Origin of the sequence: Acinetobacter brisouisimilis (genome assembly GCF_000368265.1) — a bacterium.
Classification (GTDB): domain Bacteria; phylum Pseudomonadota; class Gammaproteobacteria; order Pseudomonadales; family Moraxellaceae; genus Acinetobacter.
In genome coordinates, this window is record NZ_KB851219.1 from 1,002,843 (window position 1) to 1,024,933 (window position 22,091).

At 41.5% G+C, this 22,091-nt stretch carries 24 protein-coding genes and 2 pseudogenes; 3 read left to right on the forward strand and 23 right to left on the reverse strand.

The annotated features are described in order from the left end of the window. Nucleotides 1-25: 25 nt before the first annotated feature. From F975_RS08455 to F975_RS16005, 3 genes and pseudogenes are all read right to left on the reverse strand, one after another. Nucleotides 26-1,084 carry an ArsO family NAD(P)H-dependent flavin-containing monooxygenase gene (locus F975_RS08455; protein ID WP_004752281.1) on the reverse strand — a complete coding sequence of 353 codons (1,059 nt, stop codon included), beginning with the start codon at nt 1,082-1,084 and terminating at the stop codon, nt 26-28. 457 nt (nt 1,085-1,541) lie between these two features. Then, nucleotides 1,542-2,246, reverse strand: a complete 705-nt coding sequence (arsH, locus tag F975_RS08460; protein WP_004752283.1) for an arsenical resistance protein ArsH — start codon at nt 2,244-2,246, stop codon at nt 1,542-1,544. 20 nt (nt 2,247-2,266) lie between these two features. Beyond that, a pseudogene (locus F975_RS16005) lies at nt 2,267-2,443 on the reverse strand (arsenical-resistance protein); the annotation flags it as partial. 403 nt (nt 2,444-2,846) lie between these two features. Between F975_RS16005 and F975_RS16180 the strand changes: the two are divergent. After that, entirely contained in the window at nt 2,847-2,981 is a 135-nt protein-coding gene (locus F975_RS16180) for a hypothetical protein (RefSeq protein WP_416201881.1), read from the forward strand. 155 nt (nt 2,982-3,136) lie between these two features. Here the strand turns inward: F975_RS16180 and F975_RS08465 are convergent, their stop codons facing one another. Further along, nucleotides 3,137-3,376 carry a thioredoxin family protein gene (locus tag F975_RS08465; protein ID WP_004752284.1) on the reverse strand — a complete coding sequence of 80 codons (240 nt, stop codon included), beginning with the start codon at nt 3,374-3,376 and terminating at the stop codon, nt 3,137-3,139. 18 nt (nt 3,377-3,394) lie between these two features. Then, a complete protein-coding gene (locus F975_RS08470; RefSeq protein ID WP_004752286.1) occupies nt 3,395-4,414 on the reverse strand; it encodes a permease in 1,020 nt (339 codons plus the stop codon). Between the two features lie 147 nt (nt 4,415-4,561). Here F975_RS08470 and F975_RS08480 point away from each other — a divergent pair. Continuing rightward, nucleotides 4,562-5,775, forward strand: a protein-coding gene (locus tag F975_RS08480; protein WP_155757289.1) for an IS3 family transposase whose coding sequence is annotated in 2 segments (ribosomal slippage) — nt 4,562-4,889 and nt 4,889-5,775 — 1,215 coding nt in all. Because the reading frame shifts where the segments join, the coding sequence is not laid out codon by codon here. A gap of 448 nt (nt 5,776-6,223) precedes the next feature. Then, a pseudogene (locus F975_RS15825) lies at nt 6,224-6,375 on the forward strand (IS1595 family transposase); the annotation flags it as partial. A gap of 42 nt (nt 6,376-6,417) precedes the next feature. Here F975_RS15825 and F975_RS08485 read toward each other — a convergent pair. From F975_RS08485 to msrB, 18 genes are all read right to left on the reverse strand, one after another. Beyond that, nucleotides 6,418-8,091: a sigma-54-dependent Fis family transcriptional regulator gene (locus F975_RS08485; RefSeq protein ID WP_004752291.1), complete on the reverse strand. Its 1,674-nt coding sequence runs from the start codon at nt 8,089-8,091 to the stop codon at nt 6,418-6,420. Nucleotides 8,092-8,359: 268 nt separating this feature from the next. Continuing rightward, a complete protein-coding gene (dmpG, locus tag F975_RS08490; protein ID WP_004752294.1) occupies nt 8,360-9,391 on the reverse strand; it encodes a 4-hydroxy-2-oxovalerate aldolase in 1,032 nt (343 codons plus the stop codon). A gap of 3 nt (nt 9,392-9,394) precedes the next feature. Next, the gene (locus tag F975_RS08495) at nt 9,395-10,351 is read right to left on the reverse strand and encodes an acetaldehyde dehydrogenase (acetylating) (protein WP_004752296.1); all 957 of its coding nucleotides are present in this window, start codon (nt 10,349-10,351) and stop codon (nt 9,395-9,397) included. 11 nt (nt 10,352-10,362) lie between these two features. Beyond that, entirely contained in the window at nt 10,363-11,160 is a 798-nt protein-coding gene (locus F975_RS08500) for a 2-keto-4-pentenoate hydratase (protein ID WP_416201882.1), read from the reverse strand. Between the two features lie 7 nt (nt 11,161-11,167). Then, a complete protein-coding gene (locus F975_RS08505; RefSeq protein WP_004752300.1) occupies nt 11,168-12,040 on the reverse strand; it encodes a SphA family protein in 873 nt (290 codons plus the stop codon). 61 nt (nt 12,041-12,101) lie between these two features. After that, nucleotides 12,102-12,935, reverse strand: coding sequence for an alpha/beta fold hydrolase (locus tag F975_RS08510; protein WP_004752302.1), 834 nt, complete (start codon nt 12,933-12,935; stop codon nt 12,102-12,104). A gap of 37 nt (nt 12,936-12,972) precedes the next feature. After that, the gene (locus F975_RS08515) at nt 12,973-13,893 is read right to left on the reverse strand and encodes a catechol 2,3-dioxygenase (protein WP_004752304.1); all 921 of its coding nucleotides are present in this window, start codon (nt 13,891-13,893) and stop codon (nt 12,973-12,975) included. A gap of 11 nt (nt 13,894-13,904) precedes the next feature. Continuing rightward, a complete protein-coding gene (locus F975_RS08520; RefSeq protein WP_004752306.1) occupies nt 13,905-14,213 on the reverse strand; it encodes a 2Fe-2S iron-sulfur cluster-binding protein in 309 nt (102 codons plus the stop codon). A gap of 15 nt (nt 14,214-14,228) precedes the next feature. After that, nucleotides 14,229-15,290, reverse strand: a complete 1,062-nt coding sequence (locus tag F975_RS08525) for an NADH:ubiquinone reductase (Na(+)-transporting) subunit F (protein WP_004752307.1) — start codon at nt 15,288-15,290, stop codon at nt 14,229-14,231. Nucleotides 15,291-15,301: 11 nt separating this feature from the next. After that, the gene (locus F975_RS08530) at nt 15,302-15,652 is read right to left on the reverse strand and encodes a phenol hydroxylase subunit P4 (protein ID WP_004752308.1); all 351 of its coding nucleotides are present in this window, start codon (nt 15,650-15,652) and stop codon (nt 15,302-15,304) included. A gap of 81 nt (nt 15,653-15,733) precedes the next feature. After that, a complete protein-coding gene (locus F975_RS08535; protein ID WP_004752311.1) occupies nt 15,734-17,263 on the reverse strand; it encodes an aromatic/alkene/methane monooxygenase hydroxylase/oxygenase subunit alpha in 1,530 nt (509 codons plus the stop codon). 58 nt (nt 17,264-17,321) lie between these two features. Then, the gene (locus tag F975_RS08540) at nt 17,322-17,594 is read right to left on the reverse strand and encodes an MmoB/DmpM family protein (RefSeq protein WP_004752315.1); all 273 of its coding nucleotides are present in this window, start codon (nt 17,592-17,594) and stop codon (nt 17,322-17,324) included. After that, the gene (locus F975_RS08545; protein ID WP_004752317.1) at nt 17,591-18,595 is read right to left on the reverse strand and encodes an aromatic/alkene monooxygenase hydroxylase subunit beta; all 1,005 of its coding nucleotides are present in this window, start codon (nt 18,593-18,595) and stop codon (nt 17,591-17,593) included. The genes F975_RS08540 and F975_RS08545 overlap by 4 nt, the downstream gene beginning before the upstream one ends. Nucleotides 18,596-18,625: 30 nt before the next feature. Then, nucleotides 18,626-18,874 (reverse strand): phenol hydroxylase subunit, encoded by a 249-nt coding sequence (locus F975_RS08550; RefSeq protein WP_004752319.1) that lies wholly within the window; start codon nt 18,872-18,874, stop codon nt 18,626-18,628. A 653-nt stretch (nt 18,875-19,527) separates the two neighbouring features. Further along, nucleotides 19,528-20,145: a LysE family translocator gene (locus F975_RS08555; protein ID WP_004752323.1), complete on the reverse strand. Its 618-nt coding sequence runs from the start codon at nt 20,143-20,145 to the stop codon at nt 19,528-19,530. Nucleotides 20,146-20,196: 51 nt separating this feature from the next. Next, on the reverse strand, nt 20,197-21,003 hold the full coding sequence (locus tag F975_RS08560) for a helix-turn-helix transcriptional regulator (RefSeq protein ID WP_171063173.1): 807 nt from the start codon (nt 21,001-21,003) through the stop codon (nt 20,197-20,199). Nucleotides 21,004-21,022: 19 nt separating this feature from the next. Then, complete coding sequence (locus tag F975_RS08565; RefSeq protein WP_004752327.1) at nt 21,023-21,520, reverse strand: glutathione peroxidase; 498 nt, start codon at nt 21,518-21,520, stop codon at nt 21,023-21,025. Continuing rightward, a complete protein-coding gene (gene msrB, locus F975_RS08570) occupies nt 21,517-21,936 on the reverse strand; it encodes a peptide-methionine (R)-S-oxide reductase MsrB (protein ID WP_004752329.1) in 420 nt (139 codons plus the stop codon). The genes F975_RS08565 and msrB overlap by 4 nt, the downstream gene beginning before the upstream one ends. Between the last annotated feature and the right edge of the window lie 155 nt (nt 21,937-22,091).

Below are 22,091 nucleotides of genomic sequence, written 5' to 3' on the forward strand. Positions count from 1 at the left end.
TAGGTTGATGCAACATAAGCCAAATTCAGTCAAGAAATTCAGAAATTTCTTCAGCAGTTGTTCTCGCTGTTCTTGAAACACCAACCAGTGTTGCTGAACCTAGCCCAGTCCATTCGCCATATCCGACTAACCACAGATTAGGTTGTTTGACTGACCTTGTTCCATCAACCAGTATCGTATTGTTTTCCTCTAAGATCCCAAGAGATTTTAAATGCTCTAAGGCCGCTTTAAATCCAGTACACCAGATCACTGCATCAATCTGTTGAGAAGAGCCATCTTCCCAACTTACACCATTTTCAGTAAACGTAGAAAATGGAGGCTTGCTATGCAAAACTCCTCGTGCGCGAGCCTCTTTAACTGAGTCAATCATAACAATATCGCCCAATCCTCCAATTGGCTGATCTACTGTACGACCTTCTAGTTGAGCCTTTAAACGTTCTGTTGCACGTAAAAATAGTACACGCCCATCCACATCATCTGCTAAAAATTGAGGAGGTGTTGGGGTAATCCAAAGTGTATTTGCCACTTTAGACACCTCAGCCAAAATTTGTGCACCAGAATTTCCACCACCGACAATCATCACGTTCTTATTTTTGAAGGTTTCGGCATTCTGGTAATAGGCAGAATGTAATTGTAGTCCTTTAAAATTTTCCTGACCTGGATATGATGGAATATAAGGGTGACTCCATGTACCAGTTGTACTCACTACAGCCTTGGCTCGCCATAATCGTTTACCTGCGTAAACTCCTAAGAAGTCTCCTTCAACCTCGACACGATCAACATGCACAGGGCGAATCACAGGGAAATGATAACGTTGTTCATATTGTCTTAGATATTCAATGACTTCATTACGAGTCGGATAGGTTTGTTCGGTCTCTGGCATCATCCAGCCTGGTAAGGAACTCCAGCTATTTGGTGAAAACAGTCTCAAAGAATCCCATGTATGTAACCATGCACCACCCGCCTGCGCCTGCTCATCTAAAATGATAAAAGACACACCTTTGCGCTTTAAAAAATAAGCTGTAGCTAGTGCTGCCTGCCCCCCGCCAATGATGATAACGTCTGTTTCTGTTGTTATTGACATTTTTTCTTTCCCATAACTTCATTATTATCAAAAGTATATATCTATCTTGGTAGTTCTGCCTAAAAAACCAATATCAAGATGAACTGATATTGGGCATGTACAGCATTACCCTCTCTATTCGATTCGAGAGCAGAAAAAAGAGGTTACTTCTATTTTCTCGGCATCTAAAGCTATCATGTAGCTAAATATAGCATTTCATAACTCAAACATACTGGTGTTTGGCTTATGATCAATGGGTGTGTATTCAAACTGACTTCTTTATTATAGTTATAGACCAGTTCAATACCCATTCAATTGATTGTAGCCAATTGATCGCCGACTTGCATAACAGCAATCGGCGATGGTTTTAGTTGGCAGATGCTGATTACCGCTGCACCATAATCAGCAGAACCCAAAGAACCTAACTGAAATGATAAGTTTTGAATGGCATGCTGAGGTTTTTATATTCTCTAACAGATTAAATGTTACGTTGATTGACGCGTTTAGATAACTCTTCAGCCGATTCCTTACGTTCCGAATAACGATTGGTTAAGTAGGCACTTTGACCGCGCGTTAACAAGGTGAATTTATACAACTCTTCCATGACATCTACGATACGGTCATAGTAAGCAGATGGTTTCATCCGATCGTCTTCGTCAAACTCCAGAAATGCTTTGGCTACGGATGACTGGTTCGGAATTGTGATCATGCGCATCCAACGCCCCAAAATACGCATTTGATTCACCGCATTAAAGGATTGTGAACCACCACAGACCTGCATCAAGGCCAAGGTTTTTCCTTGAGTGGCACGAATCGCACCAGCTGCGAGTGGAATCCAGTCAATCTGTGCTTTTAAAATGGAACTCATCGAACCATGACGCTCTGGAGATGACCAAACCATGCCTTCAGCCCAAGCCAGTAGCTCATGTAATTCCTTCACTTTCGGATGGTTCATATCCGCATCTTCAGGTAACGGCAAGCCTTTCGGATGAAATATTTTCACTTCCGCACCAAAGTATTCCAGAATACGTCCCGCTTCTTGAACAGCTAAACGGCTATAAGAGCGTTCACGGTTTGAACCGTAAAGTAAAAGAATACGCGGTGGATGATCAAGTTGCTTGGCTTGTACCTGTTCAAAGGTTGGCTTTTCCAGCAAATCAAGATCAATATTTAACAGTGTCATTCGCTTTCCTTTCCCATAATTTAAGCAAAATATTTTTTCAGCCAGAAAGATACACCGATCAAAGAAATCAGCACTGGCGCTTCACCAAAAGATCAATCATGGTGATCATAAGCCTGTCCAAAAGTTGCAATCGCTACAGCCAGTGCAAACTCAAAGTTATTACCCGCGACAGTAAATGAAATCGCGGTAGTTTTGGGTAATCATGTCCCCATTGACTTTGATTGGCAATTATTTAACAAGCCATTGAACTCAATAGAGCTAGATGATGTGAAATTTTTAGTTGACTCACTTGCAGTTTATCTATGATATCAAAACACATTACTCATTACTTTCTGCGATCAGCAGAACAATACTGAGATCTATCCCACCCGATAAACATATAAAAACCTAAACGGGATTCATAGCCATTTCCCGCTTATTATTTAAATATGTGTATATCCGTATATATAGTAAAGAGTATAGCTTATAAGATGTTGATTTAAAAAATCGTCTGTTTTTCTCAGTTGTATTATCAATAAAATGCAACCATAGATAAAAGCATTTTTTGATGATGCCTGCCGCAATGCCACAGATGCTTTAGCAAAAGCAGAGAAATTACGTATAAATCTAAGTACAAATGAAGTTGAAATCAGGCTCATTAAAGCCGAAGTCTTAGCCCAAGCCATTACAAAAGTTGCTGAACAATCAAAAGTGAGCCTGATTATTATGGGATCGCATGGTAGAAAAGACATATAAAAATTAGTGCTGGGAAGTGTCGCAAAACAGGGTTTAAAATTGTCACAAGTACCCGTATTAATCGTTAAGTAATAACCAATAGATTGCGATTTATAAGATAAAGAACCAATAGTTAAGACTTCTGGTTCTTTATCAATCAAAGTGAGTGGCTTAAATTACTTATTTTTTTCAATCAGTTCAACCACCGCCTGAGCTTCCAACACTTTACCGCTCGACACAATTTTATTATCAATAATGAGACCCGGTGTACTTAACAGCCCTGTTTCCGCGATTTTCATCATATCGGTCACGTATTCAATTTCAGCTTGCACACCACTGCTCTTCACGGCTTCTTCTGTTGCTGCCAAAAGTGCCTTGCATTTACGGCAACCTGTACCAACGACTTTAATTTGCATGTTGTATTCTCCAATTTTTTATATAAGCCAGTAACCCATCATATTTAAACTATAACCAATAATTAAAATTCCGACGAATATAATCGCAACAAATAAGCTGAGTAAGGGAAGTTTCACAACCTGCTTTAACAGGATCATGGAAGGTAGGGAAAGTGCTGTGACAGCCATCATAAAAGCCAATACCGTACCTAATCCTACTCCTTTCGCTACCAATGCTTCCGCGATGGGCAAAGTACCAAAAATATCCGCATACATCGGCATGCCTACGATGGTCGCAATCAGTACTGAATACCAATGTTCTTGACCGAGAAGAGCTGTAATCCACTGTTCTGGAATCCAGTTATGTATCGCTGCGCCAATTCCTACCCCAATCAATACATAGAGCCAAACCTTACTGAAAATTTCGGCCACCTGCTCCCAAGCAAATGCTCGTCGCTCTTTGGAAGTCATGGTGAAATCTTCTTCACTTTGTATAACATGCTGCTGAGTCACAAATTCAGCTACATACTTTTCCATTTTTAAATAACTAATCAAGGAACCGCCCAGCACCGCTAGCACCAAACCCAGCAATACATAGACCATTGCAATTTTCCAGTTAAAAATACTGGCCAACAAAATAATTGAGGCTAAATCGACCAATGGCGAGGAGATTAAAAATGAAAAAGTTACACCAACAGGTAACCCCGCACGGGTAAAGCCAATAAACAGCGGAATTGAAGAACAGGAACAAAACGGCGTAATCGTTCCAAGTAATGCACCCATGATATTGGCTTTCATTCCAGTCATTTGGCCTAGAATCTGTCGGGTACGTTCAGGTGGGAAATAACTCTGAATATAAGATAGTGAATAAATGAGTACTGACAGTAGAATAAAAATCTTAAAAACATCATAGATAAAAAAATGAATACTGCCACCTAGCCAGGTTGCGACCGATAAACCAAATACATTTTCGACCAGCCAGCGCACCCCCTCTGACAACCATGTCATTTTGAGCAGGGCGTTATTCAACCAAGCAAAGAGGGCAATTATTTGATCCATTTAAATCTCCTAGTCTTGGGGAAATATAATGCTCGTGTAAATAAATATAGTTCTTAGGCACGTACAGGATAAGTGTATTAGCCCCGAATTAAAACGGACATTTCAAAATCAAGATCTAGTCATAGCACTAGGGTTAAGGAGTGTCTTATGGAACGTATTGAAGTTATTACAACAACTCAACGTCGTCGACGTTATTCAGGTCAAGAAAAAGCTCAGTTTGTTGCTTTAGCCATGCAAGCAGGCTCATCGGTTTCTTCTGTTGCCAGACAGTATGGTATTGCACCAAGTTTACTGTTTAAATGGAAAAGACTAATGCAAGATGGTGGAGTAACTGCCGTGGAAGCCAATGATCAAGTGGTCAGTGTATCTGACTATAACGTGCTCTTAAAAAAGGTCAAACAGCTAGAGCAAATGCTTGGGCGTAAAACCGTAGAAGCTGAAATTCTCAAAGATGCCTTAGAGATTGCTCAAGCAAAAAAGTACATATCGCATATACCCTTGTTACCACCCAACGATACCCAACACAACAAATAGCCCAAACCTTAAGGGTATCCAGATCCAATCTATATCGGCGACTAAAGCATCCTGAAGCAGTTTCTCGTCCACGATATTGTAAGGCGGATGATCTGATTTTATTGCCGATCATCCGAGAAATCTGTGATGAACGACCTAGCAATGGCTATCGACGGGTTACCGCCCATTTAAACCGTTATCTCAAACAGCATGGAATGCAATTGACTCAAGTTAACCCTAAACGTATTTACCGTATTATGAAGCAGAGCCAGTTACTTCTTACGCGAGCTGAACCATTAAAGAATGATCGGACGCACGATGGTCAGGTTGCAGTGTCAGTATCCAACAGCCGTTGGTGTTCAGACGGATTTGAAATTAAGTGTTGGAATGGTGAGAAAGTACGGGTGATCTTCAGTCTAGATTGTTGCGACCGTGAAGTGATGAGTTATGTTGCAACAACCACAGGCATCAGTAGTGACATGGTCTGTGATGTGCTTGTGCAGAGCATGGAAAAACGATTTGGTGTTGTGAATGGTTTACCACATCCTATTGAATGGCTGACAGATAATGGGAGTTGTTATATTGCGAAATCGACACGGCAATTTGCCCATGCACTTGGCTTTCGCATCTGTACCACGCCGATCAGAAGTCCACAGAGTAATGGCATGGCAGAAGCTTTTGTAAAAACATTCAAACGTGATTATGTCTATTTAAATGATGTACCTGATGCTGAAACTGTATTGAATGCTTTACCTGTATGGATGAATGATTACAATTGCAATCATCCACATAGTGGATTAAAAATGAAATCCCCTCGGGAATTCAGGTCGCTAAAATTAGCGAGTTAACTGTCCGTTTTAACGGGGGCTAATACAATAAGTGAATAATGTATCTAGCAACTATCTTTTCTTACCTTGACCAGACCGATTCAGTCAAGCATTTCATGTAATGCGATAAAGTAGACCGTATGGTAGCCAGATTCTGCAGCAATTCGTATGCGCAATATTCCCCTTCCGACTCTCTGATAACCTTATCCGCCTGGTAAATTTTTCTCTCACATATTTGCACTACATCTCACGATGTATAAGCACTATGTCTCATATTCTAGCCTAGCCAAATTTCTTATTCTGAGTACATTTAGGAATAATAAGAGGTTCACAACATCAAATAAGAATAATCAATTCGAAGATCAGAATGTAAGGGATGATCGGAGTTGGGGCTATGTGAATATGCTCTTGTCGCAGCAATAATCAATACAGTGCAGTTCAATCTATCTTTCAGCTAGTCAAACCATTCAATGGCATTGAAAATTAATGGAATCAAGCAAAAAGAATTTTAAGAAAACACAATGGACTTCTTAAAAAATCTTTTTACTTGTTTCTGAAATATGTAAGTTTAAATTTAAGTATGGCAGTTTAAAACATCAGTTAAAACCTTTACGAATTTAGGCTGGAATTTATAAACCTGATCTGGCACAACTCTTAAAACTTTTACTGTATGTCCGTAAGTTTCTTTTTCTTATAACCAATTTGCGCTCGGGTTATGCCCAAAGTACGAGCAGCTGCACATAAGTTCCCTTCCGAACGCTTGATTGCAGCATCAACCAGAATAGATTCCACATCCTCTAAAGTAATTGATTCATTAAAAAAATGGTCTATAAATAAATCCACGGCTTGGCTATTTGATTTATTTTCAACTTTGCCAATTGTATTTAATACTCTATTTTGTTCTTTATCAGCAAAATTGAGGCTAAATGAAAATAATGTTGATGCATCTATAAGTTCATCCTGACCAGTCAAAATCATACCGCGTTCAATCACATTTTCTAATTCTCTGACATTCCCAGGCCAATTGTAATTTAGCATCATATCAATTGCTTTATCTGTAAAACCTTTGATTCTTTTACCTTCTCGAGCAGTAAATTTTTCTACAAAACGCTGTGCAAGAATTAAAATATCTTCTTTACGTTCACGTAAAGGTGGAATAAATACAGGAAAAATATTAAGACGATAATATAAATCTTTACGAAAAGTACCCTTCTCTACAGCCTCAGCCAAGTCGACATTAGTTGCCGCAATGACACGTACATTCACTTTACGTGTTGTGGTATCACCTAAGCGATCAATCTCACCAGATTGTAAAGCTCTTAATAACCGAGTTTGTGCGCTTAAGCTTAATTCACCGATCTCATCTAAAAACAATGTACCGCCATCAGCGCGCTCAAAACGCCCAGCACGTGAACTCTGCGCTCCCGTATAAGCGCCTTTTTCTATGCCAAATAACTCTGACTCAATTAAGTCATTCGGCAAAGCACCACAATTTACAGCAATAAATGCTTTATCTGCTCGTAGGCTAGCCTGATGAATTGCGCGAGCAAAAACATCTTTCCCTGCGCCCGTTTCACCCTGTAGCAATACAGTTGTTGATGTTTGTGCAGCCTTTTCTGCCAGCTGCCATGTCTGTTTAAAACGCACAGATTTACCCACCATATCGGCGGGAACTAAACGTTCCTTTAAAGATGCTCTGAGATCATCGACCTGATGCTGCAACGATAATAACTGTTCAAAGATAGAATCAGTTTGATAATATTTTAGGTCATTCTCGAAATCATCCCACTCTTCAATTGGCTTGCCAATAAAGTTACAACTGGCTCTTGAGCAGGAAATTTCTTTATGCAAAATGAATTTTCCCATAATTGCACTAACATAGCCTGTTGCGTGACCAACCTCAGTCCAGCAGACAGGGTCTTCATTTACACCATATAAATTATGATGGATATAGCTTTCAATCGAGTTTTCCCAAGTACCGTCTAGAAAATATTGACCTTTTTGAATATCAATCTTCACCTGATTAAAAGTTACCTTTACAATCCCCTCTAAAGAGTGAAATAAGGGACCTTTTTCTAATAGCTCAAGGTCAGATAAGTTTTTATAGGTTTTACGTACAATTTCCGCATCTCGCACACCAGAAGCATAACCGAACCGCGTGAAAATTCCTCGTGCACGATCAAATCCAACAGAATCAATTAATTCTTTACGTAAAGTAGCCATAGCAGATGAATGCATCAACATCATCCGCTCTTCATCGAGCCATATTTGTCCAGTTTTAAAAGAAAATCCTAAACGAGAAGCAACTTCCTGTATTCCCAACAAATCCCGATCCATGAGATCTTTCCTCTATCTATTCGTCTAATCATCTAAATAAATGAGTAGCAGCCGACCATCAGCAATATTTTAAATTTTTAGCTCTCAGACTAGAGTATCTCGTTCTTTCATTTCAAAGTGAAGAATTTTTCTTTTAGATTTAGAAATTGTTTAGTTTTTAATAAAAATCTTTTGAAATAATAGATTTAGTTTTTATAAATTCGGATTCATCCCTACTCAAAAATCATTTTGAAGTAGGGATAAATAGATCTAATGCTATGCCTATGTATTAAGACGCAGCTTTGACTTGATTTAACATGTCTAGGGCAACATCAACAATCATGTCTTCTTGCCCACCGACCATGCGTCGTTTACCCAGTTCAACCAATATATCAAAAGCGGAAATGCCATATTTTGCAGCTGCAGCTTCAGTATGACGCAAAAAGCTCGAATAAACCCCAGCATAGCCCAAAGCCAGTGTTTCACGATCGACTCGTACTGCGCGCTCTTGTAACGGACGTACAATATCTTCAGCGGCATCAATCAGTTTTTTTACATCACAGCCATGCTTGAGTCCCATGCGGTCTGCTGCCGCAATAAAGACTTCGAGTGGGGCGTTACCTGCACCTGCTCCCATGCCAGTAAGGCTAGCATCAATCCGGTCACAACCATGCTCTAGCGCGACTAAGCTGTTTGCCACACCTAAACTTAAATTATGATGGGCATGCATGCCAGTTTCCGTTGCAGGATCAAGCCTGTCTTTAAGTGCTTTAAACCGTTCGGCAATATCATACATATTCATGGCGCCGCCTGAGTCAACCACATACACACACTGAGCACCGTAACTTTCCATCAGTTTGCCCTGTTCAGCAAGCTGTTGTGGCGTGGTCATATGACTCATCATCAGGAAACCCACTGTATTCATGCCTAACTCGCGGGCATATTCAATATGCTGTTTAGAAACATCAGCTTCTGTACAATGGGTCGCCACTCGGACAATACGTGCACCTGCATCATATGCAGATTTTAAATCATGTACAGTTCCGATTCCGGGTAGCAGCAAGGTCGCAACCTGAGCATGTTTCAACTGACTGGAAACCGCTTCGATCCATTCCAGATCACTATGCGCACCAAAACCATAATTGAAACTTGAGCCTCGTAGACCATCACCATGAGCTACCTCAATGCTATCCACTCCCGCCTCATCTAAAGCACGTGCAATGGTTTTCACTTGTTCCAGGCTATATTGATGGCGAACCGCATGCATTCCATCGCGTAACGTAACATCTGAAACGTATATTTTCTTTTTATAATCAAACATCTGTTAGATCTCCATAGCTGTTTTTGCTAAGATTTTAATTTCAGCAATCTGCTCTGCTGCTGCCAAAGCTGCGCTGGTCATAATGTCCAGATTACCCGCATAAGCAGGCAAATAATGAGCCGCACCTTCTACTTCCAGAAAAATCGATACCTTTAAACCTGATTTCTTTCCAAGATCAGGAATATGAACTGCATGATCCTGAGTGAGAAGTTCAAACTGCACATCCTGTTTTAAACGGTAACCTGGCACATAACGTTGTACTTTGTGTGCCATCTGCTCTACAGATTGACGAATCGCCTGCGGGTTTGCATGTTCATCCACCAGACAGTAAACCGTGTCACGCATAATTAAGGGTGGCTCCGCAGGATTCAGAACAATAATCGCCTTGCCTTTTTTCGCCCCGCCAACCTGCTCAATTGCGGTAGACGTTGTTTCGGTAAATTCATCAATATTGGCACGTGTACCTGGTCCTGCGGACTTACTGGCAATCGAAGCCACAATTTCTGCATAATGCACTTGTGCAACTTGAGACACGGCATACACCATTGGAATTGTGGCCTGTCCACCACAAGTCACCATGTTGATATTCGGCGCATCCAGATGTTCTTCCAGATTGACCACTGGAATGACATAAGGCCCAATCGCAGCAGGCGTGAGGTCAATAACCTGTATGCCATACTGTTGTAAAATGGCATTATGTTTTGAATGGGCATTTGCTGAAGTTGCGTCAAAAGCAATTCGGATATCTGCAAAATTCGGGAGGTTAATAAGACCTTCGATCCCGTCGGCAGTAATTTCTACACCCAAACGTGCTGCACGCGCCAAACCATCAGATGCAGGGTCAATTCCGACCATTGCTGCAACTTTAAGATGTTTGGAATAACGCATAATTTTAATCATGAGGTCGGTGCCGATATTTCCAGACCCAATAATAGCCACGGCAATTTTTTGTTGTTTCATATTCAAGTCTCTTATTGGGTAAAATGGATGCAAACTTGGCCCAAGCCTTCAACAATCGCATGATAGGTTGCACCCGCTTTTGCAGGCACCATTGGCCCAAGCGCACCTGTGAGTACGATATCTCCAGCACGTAAAGGTGTGCCAAGTTCTACCATTCGATCAGCCAACCAACAGGCCGCAATCAATGGATTACCGAGACACGCTTTGCCTTGCCCATGTGAAACTGGAATATCATTTTCAAATAACTGCATATTGCAGTTAATTAAATCTAATTCACTTAAGGGCTTAGGTTGACTGCCCAAAACAAACAAACCACAGGATGCGTTATCGGCAATCGTATCGACCAAAGAAATGTCCCAGTTTTGAATGCGGCTATCGACAATTTCTAAAGCAGCCACTGCATAATCGGTAGCACTTAGAATATCAGCCAGAGTATGTTGCTGATGCGTCAGATCCTGTTTGAGCACTAATGCAATTTCTGCTTCGATTTTAGGCTGCAATAAGTTCTGGATCTGAATTTCATCATTATCTGCATAGGCCATGTGTGCAAAAAGGCAGCCATAATCTGGCGAATCGACACCCAGCTGTTGCTGAACACTGCGTGATGTCAGGCCAATTTTACGCCCGACGATACGTGCACCCTGACTCAACTGCTGCTGAATATTATGTTGCTGAATCGCATATGCCAGTTGAATACGATCGTCTCCTTGCAGCGTTGAAGATTCACGTAAAGGGGGGCAGGTCAGCATATTTTGAGCAGCTAAACGTAGCTGTTCGGCATGAGAATGAATAGTAGCTTGTTGCATAATAGGTTTCCTAAAAAGTCCAGACCAGTTTTAACCAAGTGCTGTCGCCTTCTGGGCGGTTTTCTACATTCGTTTCTTTTAAGTATTTCGCTTCAATTGACCAGCCTTTCTGCTGATAATGAATCGCTGGACCATAAGCAAGGCTTTGACCTTTAAATGCGATCTTTTCACCATTCACCTCATCACTACTCAGCTGCTTAAATGCATAACCTTCAACGCCTAGCGTTAAACCGGGATATAATTGATAACCAATTGCATAGTCAGCCGCAAAATAATTACCTGACTGATAATGCGTGTCTTTATTTTCACTATTTATACTGTAAGAAATTTTGGTCGAAATATCCCAACCTTGAGGTTGATGGTAGGTGTAGGCTAAAATCGGGCGTACGGTATAGTAATTTTTGCCGATATTCGCCATGCGACTGGCTTTATAATCTCCTGTAGGAAAAACCCCTTCTATTGCAGCCGCCCAATGTTGATTGCCCTGATGCCAACCCAGCATCGGCGCAAAAATAAAATCTCCTAACCCTGCCTCACTCGCCTTCTGACCATTAATTTTCAAATCTACATTAACTAGAGGTTGTACTGCATAAAACCCGAGTTGCCCGTTAAAAACTTTTTGTTCTGTCATCCAGACGAAACGGGGCACTACAGCATTTGCTTCAAGATTAAAGTTCGGAATGATGCTTTGCCCTTTTGAGCCTACAAACTCTAAAGCCTGATAATGCTGATAGTAAGACAGCAAATACAGACCTGGTGGTGGCAATGCGCCTGCGAGTAAGCCTTCAGCACCTAAAGCGAAAGTATCAGTTCCATTTTCTGTCGCGTTTACTACACTAGAAAAAAGTGCCAGCCCACTCGCTAAAATGAGTTTTTTATTCATGTCACATCCTTTATGTCGTCATGGTCGGTCTAAGGCGATCCTGCCTTAGACCAAAAGCCGCTTATTCTTCGTTGAAGAAATCGCTGACTAATCGATTAAAACGGACATTGTGTTCAATTTGCGCCCAATGACCGCATTGACCAAAGACATGCAATTGAGAACGTGGAATGAGTTTTAATAATGTCAATGATGTTTGTAACGGAATGACCTGATCATCGCGCCCATGAATAATGAGGGTTGGCTGTTGCAACGACTCAATCTGTTCTGCTGGACTCTCCAGAGCATCGACCCAACGTTGACGCGGTGCAGGGAACATGGCAGAAAATGACTCCTGAAAACCTGGACGAATACTGGCTTGATAACGTAATTCAGCGAGCTCATCAGTGATCAGTTCACGACTATAGGCAAAAACATCCATCAGCTTGCGCATATTCTGGAAAGAAGGTTCATAACCCCAAACATTATCAAGACCTCGAGTGATCTGGAATGGCACACCTACACTACCCATCAATACCAGACGTCGTACACGTTTCGGATAAGCGATCGTAAATGCCAGCGCAATACTGCCACCAAATGAATTTCCGACCAGATCGACCTGATCAATATCCAGTGCATCCAGTAGATCTTTGACCTGTTGAACCCAGACCGCCTTGTTATAGCTCACGCCCTCAGGACGTTCGGTATAACCAAAACCGAGCATATCTGGCGCAATAACACGTGCCTGTTTGGACAATTCAGGCATGACCAGACGCCAGTTAGCCCATGCCGTCACTCCAGGCCCCGAACCATGAATCATGAGGATGGTACGCTTACCACTGCCCATATCATGGTAATTTGTTGAAAAACCACCAGTTAAAATCGAATTAGCAATTTCCGGATTTACACTTACATTCATTTTCTATCTTCCTGATTCATTATTTCTGCGGTTGTTTTTAGGTCATGACATTAAAGAACGTTTCATTCAGCTTGCGCTCATGAAAGAAAATCGCTTTAGGCAGTTCATCTGCAGTCCAGGTCAACGCAGGACGATCGGAATACCAGATATATCCGCCACTAAAAACTTCATTGCGGTTACCTGACGGATCAAAGAAATACAGCGTTTCACCGCGGGTAATACCGTGACGGGTTGGGCCAATTTCATGTGGCACATCATGATTGGCAATGGTATCGGCAGCAGATAGCACCTGTGCCCAAGAATCGACAAAGAAAGACATATGATGGATCTTGCCTTTGTCTGGTGTGAAGATAAAAGCCACATCATGCGGCTTATTGCTGCAGGACAAAAACGCAGCCATCATGGTATCGCCATCCACCACCTGTTCAGTCAGGTCAAAGCCCAATACTTCGGTAAATAGATGATAACTACCAGCAACGTCATCACCCATTAAGGCACAGTGATCAAGTCGGCTTGGGTGAATTCCTTTCAGGTTCTGCGCCTGAACACCAGGATTAGTGGTTGGCATGCCATTACCATAGATTTCTTTATTCGCATAAAGTTCAATTACATGGCCAGTTGGCGTGATAAAACGGGCACGCTCTCCAGTTGCCAGATTTTCACCTGCTGGTCGCCATTCAATACTGACGCCATAATCCTGCAATGCCTGAGCTAAGCGTTTTAATTCTGTTTCATTCACAACCTTAAAAGCCATGCATTCCAGCCCAGGGCTTTCTGCTTCACGCAAAATCAGCGAATGGTGATCATGCTCATCCCATGCTTTTAAATAAACGCGACCCTGCTCATCCCGTGCTGTTTCAATTAAACCAAGCACATTGGTGTAATGATTGACTGCATCTTGCAAGTCCAACACACGAAGTTCTACATGACCTGGACGTGAAACTGATTTTTTGCTCATTGTGTTCTTCCCTATTGTGTATTTCCATTTTTTTTACTGTTTTTAAGCCCCAGAAAGGTGACATCCAAATCACTTTTCGGGTAAATACGGCAAGCCAAGGCAATTCCTGTCTGTTGTTCAAGTTCACTCACCTGTTCACGGCTCATGCGCTTGCATTGGTAATTGCCTTGCAGAACCTGCACACGGCAGATGCCACACCCGCCGCCACGGCACCCCACTGGAATGCCTTTACGTGCCAGACTTTTCATGCCGTCCAGCAAACTCAGACCAGAATGACAGTGAAACTGTTCATCACTGCTATGTAATCGAATCAGGTGCATTACTCAGCTCCTTATTCAAATATTCTTGAATAGCGGACTGCGCGTTGCCTGATTGGCAGCATCGGCAGCGCTCAGGAATTTTTCCATGTGAATATCACGTTCATATAAACGGCCACGCATCAGACTGCGGATTGATGCTTCAATCATGGGTGGTGGCCCACACAAATAGGCTTTGTGATCGCGGAAATCTTCGTTAAAAGCGCGCCCAGCAGCTTCATGGACAAAACCACGTTCACCCTGCCAATCACTGCCGTCAGTTTCATCAGAAAGCACCGGAATATAATGAAATTGTGGATACTGATTTTCCAGTTCAGTGAAAAAGTCGTAATAATACAATTCGGCCAAATTACGAGCGCCTTGCAGCAGGGTAATCTTGCGTTGATCACCCACTTCCAGCAGTTCCAGAATCATAGATTTCGGGCTAGATAAGCCTGAACCACCGGCAATAAAAATGACTGGCTTTGGATCAGAATGACGTAGATAGAAACGCCCCAGTGGGCCACTGAATTTAAGTGTTTGACCAACACTCAAGTCATCATGTAACCAACCTGTTCCAATACCGCCTGGCACTTTACGCACATTCAGTTCGATTAAATTTGCTTGCGATGGCGCACTGGCAATTGAAAAGGCACGAGGTTCTGGCAAGCCAGGAATATATAAGTTGATATATTGACCGGCCTGAAAATCCACATCTTCTGCAACCCGCAAGAAGATGCCACGAATGGTCGGCGTCAGTTCCACAATTGACTCAACAGTCGCTTCAAAGTCACGCAGTGGAATGGCTCTGGCATCTGGGTCTTCGTCCATTTCCACTTCAATGGTCAGATCAGACTGTGGAATGGCACAGCAGGCCAGCGCCTTACCTTCTGCGCGCTCCATATCCATGAGAGCAAACGGAGAAGCCTCGCCTAAATCCACCTCACCATCCACCACATCAATTTTGCAGGTGGCACACAGACCATGCCCGCAGGCATGTGGCAACCACACACCTGCACGTAACGCAGCATCTAAAATAGTCTGGCCTTCTTCCACTTCAATCACTTGGCCTAAAGGCTCAATCGTTACTTCATAGCTCATCATTTTTCTCCTTAAATTCCGTTTAAATCAGGAGTGCGTAAACGCAGATAGCTTTTATGGTTAATACCCAGATTTTCAAAAGTTGAATCTTGATCGTAAGTTAAGGTTTGTCCTTCAAAGAGCCACTGCACCTTTAACCAGTCAATTTTTGCCCAATCCGGATGGCTGGCAAACACGGTCTGCCCCATGACCTGCTCAATAAAATCGCTGAAACGTTGATGAGCATCGACTAAAATGGCAATCGGGGCGCTGATGCTAAGATGACCAAGCCATTCAATAAACAATACTTGCTGACCGTTAAACTGATCTTTGGCATCACGTACGACACCGACATAATTTGGCTTTAAAGCAACTACAGACATAAAATTCTCCTTTGGCGATGTCTATTCCTTGACATCACCCTATTGTTATTGGATCTAGAGATTGGCGATTAAATCGGTTGACTATGAACCGTTCTGTTTCCATTTCGCCCAGTTGGCAGCATCAGGTGATGTTTCATAAGCACCGGAATCTACACCCGGCTCGACATATGACCAGCGCACCACATCTTCAATCCCTGGTCCACCTGCTTTGCCTTTGAGGATTTGCTGTACTGGCAACCATGCCTGTACATATTTTTCTGGTTCATTATCAAAAATATCTTTACAGCCATCCGAGCAGAATTGATATTTTTCATCTTTATAAATGCTTTCACGCTGGCGACGAGTAAGCGGATCATCCACTTCAGTAAAGATCATTGGAATCTGACAGGTTTGGCATAAACAAGGCAGACTGGTGTTGTACCAACGTTTTCCTGCATCTTCCTGCTGTTTCCAATGCTCAAAACGTGGCTTATAGATTGCATCAAAACTGTTTGGATATTCTTTCGATAACCAAGCCTGTTCTTCTTCGGTTGGCAACCAGGCATGCAAGCCAGTTCCCCAGCAGTATTGATAGAACATGGCCCAAGCCTGATGGGTAATATGGTCTTTTTCCTTGACTGAATCTTCCCAGTATTTCGGCTTGCGAATACCGTAACGCTCAAGGTCAGCAAATAATGCACCGCCACTTTGCTCGAAATAAATTTCCCAGCCTTCACGCCATGACATGATTTTCTTCGGCAGCATGTAATCCATCATCATGCCCACCAAAGTCAACAAGCGGTAGCCGCGCCAGAACCATTTATCAATCCACTTTTGTACAATCGGTACGTTTTCCGGATCCTGTTCAAGAATAAATTTGATGACTTCAAGACCTAGCGTCATATGACGGGCTTCATCAGACTGTGCCGAGAAACCAAAGGTTACGGTCGCCATATCACCATTAAAAGCAGCACCAGACATAAATGGCATAAACAGCAAATTGGTCAGCACATACTCAAAGGAAAAGGAAATTGAAACCAGATATTCAAATGGTCCAGCGGTCATGGCATCGTTAATAAATGACTTCGGTACAGACAGATACCACAAACGGTCAAAATTCTGTGGCCATGAATGGAAGCCATTAAAATAACGGTTGTAATGGCTTAAGGTATGTACTTGAGTTTGACAATGACGCAATTCATCAATCGCCTGCATCTGGCAAGCAACACGCGAACCTACACCGCGTAACTGGCGTCCTGCCATGGCAAAGCCACGATGAGCATTGTATTCAATAGGTGTTACGCCCGTTAAAAACAGTTTAATGGCATTGATATAACGTGCATCCGTCACATTTAAATGACCATTATTTTGCGAGAAAGCATCAATAATGGCATACAGTTTACGTTCTTTTTCTGCCTGATATTTCCAGTAAGCATCCATGGTTAAACGGAACGGATCTTCCCATTTATCCCAGTCATGAATTTTAATGCCTTCGAATTTGTCATAAGGAAAGACTTCGTCCATATCGACATAACTGGTTTCCCAACCTAAACCGCGTGTCATCAATCCATATTTATCTTTGAGACTTAATTTTCGTGTGGTATCTGTTACTTTGTTAGCTTGCACATTCATGTGACAACTCCATTTTTATTTATTGCTATCCATACGTGATTGTTGGTGTTCTGACGGTTTATCTGAACCAGCCCACGGTAAAACTGTCCTCAGTTTCTTCAATATTTCCGGAAATACTGATCAGGTTGATATGGATTTCCTGCAAGTCCCAAGCACGTCCCAACAACTCTTCCACTGAATCCCGACGAATGACCAGTTGCCCTGGAGCATCAATTTTCACCATTGCCGGAAAATATTCGATTTTGGCCTGTGGGTTATCCTGTTCAATCGCTTCAATAATTGGACGGGTATCGTCATTTGTTTGAAAAGCCATAAATACATTGGTGCTCATGCTGCAACCTCCACCAGATTCAGTCCGATTTTGCTTAGACGTTTAGCAAAAAGATCATCTAACAATTCAAGATCAGTTTCGTCACCATCGAAGGCTTGTAGTAAAGCCAGCACTGCGCTACGTGCCTGTCCCTGCCAGTTCGCAATCCAGCTTATAAGCTGTTGACGATTGTGTTCCGATTCCGCAGCAGTGGTTTTCAGTACTGAATTCACCCAAGGCTGTGTTTCTTCAAACCATTCATTCATAAAAGCAGTGAGCAGGCTAATTGCCGCAGCACCATGTGCCACCAAGTCACGGTCAACAATCAATTTAACCAACGGATAGAAATAACCATCAAAAACCAGATTTTGCGCAATAAACAGTTCATACCAGTCTTTTACGACAAACATCTGTTCCATACTTTGACGTAGCGGTTGCCAGCATGCACAACCCAGCCAGTCCTGCTTGGCTTGTTCTAGAGATGTGCCTTGATTGCCATCTAGCAATAAACCAATTCGACTCAAATACTGGGCTGAACCCAGACGATCCATCGTGGCAAACATGGTGGCATTGGTTAGCGTTGCACCGTAGGCATAGCCAGTAATAAAACTGTTGTTCATATTGGCACCCCACTCATAGTGACGTAGCGGCAATAACAGTTTTTCTGCTTTTTCCAATAAAGCTGCGGGAATATTGACAAGCAGGTGATTCTTTTCAACAAACGTAAAATTACTTTCTAGCACTTCCTGCTGGCGCGCACGTGTTTGGGTATAGCTACCGTAATACAGTTGGCGTGGATCTTTCAGTACATACCAGTCTTGCATTTTGATCACAGTACGTGAGGTATCAAAGATCTCGTGTTCTGGTTGCCATAACGGACGATAGTGAAAATTAATTTCTTCCTGAATATCGTAGCTGGCTTCCTGATAACGCGAAGCGACTTTATCGCCAAAACGCTTCTCAATATATTTATAGGTATTTCGAATGGGTTTTACATTCGAGGTTTTAATATCAATTTGCATGCAAGATCTCCCTGATCATTTACATTTGTTTTATTCATTAATTCCAGGCAATCCAAAGCGCCATTTCATCCGTTCATATTCAAGCTGTGCAATTTCATCATGACTCAGGTTTTTCACCTGATGCCGCTGACAAAACTCCTCAAAGGCAGCAAAAGGCATAATCATTTCCACTGCAAGCTCCGGATCACCAATTGAAAACTCGAACTCGACAAAGCGATCTCGTTGTGTTCCGGTAATATGTACATAGCACTGGGACTCTTCCTGATTGAGTAGTGGCATAACTGCATCCTCACCTTTCCCTGCTTAATAGTTTGCAAAGGCTATGCCAACTTACCAATATTATTATTTATCAAATACTTGTTATTATTTTTAAACATTTAAGAGTTTTATTTCTTTATAAAATTATCAAGTTCATCTTTGGACTTTCGAAAATTCTTAAGTCAAACCTATAAATTAAAAAATATTAGGATAAATAATGTACTACCAATGACTAAACATAAGTGTTACTCGGTAATTAGGGGAGCTAGTGCGATTAACCAAACAGATCACTATAAGAGTGATGTAGAATTGCTTGAAGAATGAGCATATTTTAAAGTTAGTCTTAAACAGAATGAATGTTGTTCAGCAGTACTGCGCTTTCTTGTAAATACTTAAAAAATATCTACTATTCAACATATCAAACTCATTTTTAAATTAGATTTTAAGGTTTAAAAGATTTTTTTAACTCTTTTCATTTGTATATTTTTCAATGGTACGCACTTTACCCACAGATGATATTTGGCAACAAACTCAATCTACAATGCGGTTTCACGGTTGTTATTGTTCAAAAAACAGTAGGAATATTATGAAAATGACGTACAGGTGCTACATGCGTGATATTCCTGAAGCGTTTTGTCCTCTTGCAACTAGCACGCATGGATTAACGATTGATTTTAAATACACAATAGCACTACAGCAAAAATAGAAAAACAGATGCCTGACAGATAATAAATATGTGGCGTATAACGCTGTAGATATTGCAACCATTGCAGTTGGGTCAGCCATGTCACCACACTTATATTCCAGATCAAAACCACCATCACCATCCAGATACTTACGGAAATTTTATAAACAACACTAGTCTGCTGTGGGAGTAAAATCATTAAGCTACTATAAAACATCCAGTTTTTAGGATTGAGTAAACTTGATTGCAGCCCCATTCCAAGCAAAGATCGCCAACTCACATCAACACTCATCTGCTGATGTGCTGGCTGTTCTAACTTCAAATGATGGTGAGCGTAGCGAATACAGACACCAGAAAGGTAAAGTAAATACAGCGCTCCCACATAGCGTAAACCGAACAAGAAAACTGAACTCAACTGCCCAAGAGTATTAAGTAGCAGTATCAACACCCCAAGAATGAAAGCATTACCCAATGCAATACCCCAAGCAACTCGATAAGCTGCCCGATGTGAATAACGCAGTAATGTCATTAATAACAGGAAAAAATCGGGGCCTGGAGAAAGCAAAGCAAGAAAATGCGTAACAGCAATAACAACAACAAAATTCATAGCACACTCAAATACTGAAGTGGCTTAAGCTTAGGAAATTACTGAATAATTTTATTGTAAAAAAGTGCGAGAAAAACCTTGCTGATACTGTTTCGGAGTCACACCAGCATGTGCCTTAAAGACTTTATGAAAGTGACTCTGATCACTAAAACCCAGATCGGTTGCGAGTGTACTAATTTTCGCACCTGTTTTTAATGCTTGGCGAGCTTGATGAATTTTAAGATTAATCTGGAACAAATGCGGAGTTAAACCAAGATTAGCTTTAAATAAGCGAATAACCACATAACGACTAACACCTATCTTCTCTGCAAGTTGCTGTAAAGATAAAAAACCTTGTGCGTTTTGGCAAAGGGTTATCAGCATTTGTAAATGTTGATGAAAATAAGCATGTTGAGGTAATTGCTGCCAGTCGATATATGGAAATAAAAGCTGTGTGAGGCACTCGATTAATAGTTGTTCTTTTTCTGCAATTAATACATCTGGATCAAACAATGTCTGATTCATCTGACAAAAAGCTTGATAAGCTACAGAGTCATGTAGCACAAAAGGCTTGAGCTGCGGCATAGGAATTTTTTCGAGCAATAAAAAATGCACTTCACTCGATAAGTGTTCTAACCAAGTTGCATCAATATGCAACATTTGGTAACTCCAGTGCTGATGCTGCAATGGATTACAAGAGTGCTCAATATATGCAGGAATAACAACAAGGCTTCCTTGCTGAATGACCACTTCATCGGTAAAAGCACTATAAAAAATGCTTTGCCCTGCCTCCACTGCACCAATTGACAACGTTGGATGGCTATGTGCTTTATAGCAAATACGACTTTCACATGCCCGCCGTGTTTCCACATAGGGCATGCGACGATCTGACCAGAACTCAAGCAAATTGGGTAACAGCAAGTGCGCGTTCAATATCCTGCTCTAAACTTTCAGGTTTGGTCGCTGGTGCATAGCGATTAAGAACCTCTCCATTTCTCCCAATCAAGAATTTAGTGAAATTCCACTTAATACTTTGACTACCTAAAATTCCCTTAGCTTCACGGGTGAGCAGGCGAAAAATCGCATGTGCTTCAGGGCCTTTTACATCGACTTTAGCAAACATTGGAAAACTGACACCATAATTACGCTTACAAAAGCTATCTATTTCTTCATTGCTTCCTGGGTCTTGCCCACCAAACTGATTACATGGAAAGCCCAATACAACCAGCCCCTGATCCCGATACTTTTGATAAAGCTTTTCTAGGCCCGAAAACTGTGGAGTGAAACCACACTTACTGGCAGTATTGACGACCAGCAGTACCTTGCCTTCATAATCAGCCATAGACTGAATATGACCGTCTAGGCGTTCTGCTTCAAATTGATAAATTTTAGTCATGGATAAGTTTCCTCATCGCCTTTTTCTTGTGTTTTTAGTTCCAGAGATGCCGAATTTACACAGTAACGTAGACCTGTTGGCTGTGGGCCATCTTCAAAAACATGCCCCAAATGTGCATCGCAGTGATGGCAAACAATTTCGACACGTACCATTCCGTGGCTCAAATCATCATGTTCTTCTATTGCAGTATTATTAATCGGCTTATAAAAACTTGGCCAACCACAACCACTGTCAAATTTGGCATCTGACTCAAATAATGGCGCGCCGCAACAACGACACACATAAGTTCCTGACTGTTTGGTATTCCAGTATTTCCCTGTAAATGGAGCTTCAGTGCCTGCTTGGCGTGTAATTCTATATTCTTCTGGCGATAACTCTCTTTGCCATTCTCTTGGTGTTTTATTCAATTTTCCCATGATTCTATCCCTGTCTATTTTGCTGTTTAAAATAGGATAATCCTATATTTACGTTATTCATTCTAAAATTTCTAGTCTTTAATTCACAAATTACAAAACATGTATAAACAATAAAAAAGCAAAAAGTAAGCAATTTTAACAATAAAGGTGAGCAA